This is a genomic window from Olavius algarvensis spirochete endosymbiont (assembly GCA_900608495.1).
Lineage (GTDB): Bacteria > Spirochaetota > Spirochaetia > DSM-2461 > DSM-2461 > UBA2779.
Map to the genome: position 1 here is coordinate 1 of UWYT01000164.1, position 1,433 is coordinate 1,433.

General features: G+C 45.6%; 3 protein-coding genes. All 3 read right to left on the reverse strand.

What is annotated here, in order from left to right; translation table 11 throughout:
- Nucleotides 1–93 precede the first annotated feature (93 nt).
- Nucleotides 94–312, reverse strand: coding sequence for a hypothetical protein (locus S1OALGB6SA_RS04095; RefSeq protein ID WP_124032648.1), 219 nt, complete (start codon nucleotides 310–312; stop codon nucleotides 94–96).
- A gap of 101 nt (nucleotides 313–413) precedes the next feature.
- On the reverse strand, nucleotides 414–698 hold the full coding sequence (locus S1OALGB6SA_RS04100; RefSeq protein WP_124032649.1) for a hypothetical protein: 285 nt from the start codon (nucleotides 696–698) through the stop codon (nucleotides 414–416).
- 9 nt (nucleotides 699–707) lie between these two features.
- Nucleotides 708–1,433: RHS repeat-associated core domain-containing protein (locus S1OALGB6SA_RS04105; RefSeq protein ID WP_148084022.1), on the reverse strand; the 726-nt coding region annotated here is incomplete at its 5' end.

Sequence of the window (1,433 nt, forward strand, 5' to 3'; positions counted from 1 at the left end):
CCATGGATGGCCTAAGGGCGGGCCTGCCTTTTTGTCGTACTTGTCGTAAACGGTCCCGATTGTGACTGCTGTGTGGAAATTCGGCATGTTGTTTCATACGATGAACAATTTGGCTATTTTTACGATGTCAAAGTGGATGGTAACAGTTATCTGCATGCAGGATACACGTTTCTCATTATAGTCCCACCAGTTTCCCATTACTGTCATAGGCAGACCCGTCGGAACTTCACCGATGGGCTTTTCTTTTTTCGGATTCAATATTTTGGGAAAGGTTCCGATTACGATCTGAGCGCGGAATTCAGTCAAATTCATACGATGTCAGATTGGTGAATTTCATGATGTCAAAGTGGACAGGGACAGATAGCTGAACATCATGCCCCATGGTTTGTATTAAGCCCCTATTCTTTGCCGGCTCACAAAAAATTTTCCACTTGATCCCAGACTGCGAGGGCGGTGGCTCCCAAGGTCACAACTGGGATTAGTACTCTTATATCAAAAGTTGTCCGATCTATTTTTTCCCCAAAGACAAAAGTGCTCAAGCCAAAACAAATCGAAGTTAGAAGTAACGGAGAAACATGAATCCTATAAAACAGACTTCCATCAGACATTCCTTTTCTATATATCATGGTTGCGACACCCAATGCTAACAAAATTTTATCTAGCATGTAGTAGTAATCTGGTTGCTCTTTCTTGCTCATAAACTCGCTCTATTCTACATCGTGCGGAGTCGTGTCACGAATTGTTTCGGAAACCTGCTCTCCTACAAAATCACCAAGTTTCTCGATCTGATCTAATACCTCTGGAGGTAATGAATCATACGCGTCTTTAAGAACTTTTCCGCTTATCTTACCGGCAGCATAGTCAGTGGCAAGTCCTGTTACTTCGTCCACGACTGAGTTCAGTTTATCGTCATTGGTAAGCACTGCGTTAGTGGCGTTGGAGATATCGATCGATAGCGCTAAGTAGGCTAACGCTGCCCCGGCAATCGGATTACCTGTGGCGAAAGCAATTACGGAACCTCCGGCAGCTATCTCATCACCGTGTTCTGTGATAAATGCAGCAGACGCATCAATCCCGATAGCGGCAATTAGAAGACCAGGTTGCATCGCTGTTTTGACAGCACTAGAAACTACTTGTTGTGATCCTTTGTCTCCGAGGGCAGCAGTGAGCAATGTTAACGATGGATCAGATGTATTCGCCGCTATAAATCCAATGTAGTCTTTAATACCAAAGAACAGCTGGTCGTTTCCACTCGGGTCGACATACTTCACTGGGTTGTTGCTCACATAGGCATACCAGTTAACAGCCTCGATTAGTGAGTAGTTTTCCTTCTCCTTCCAGCCACCCTCACCATCGGACTCCATCGGGTTTATAAGCTCAAACCCGGCCGGGTCCGGGCTTATCCAGCGGGAGGTGGCAGGCTCATAGTAGCG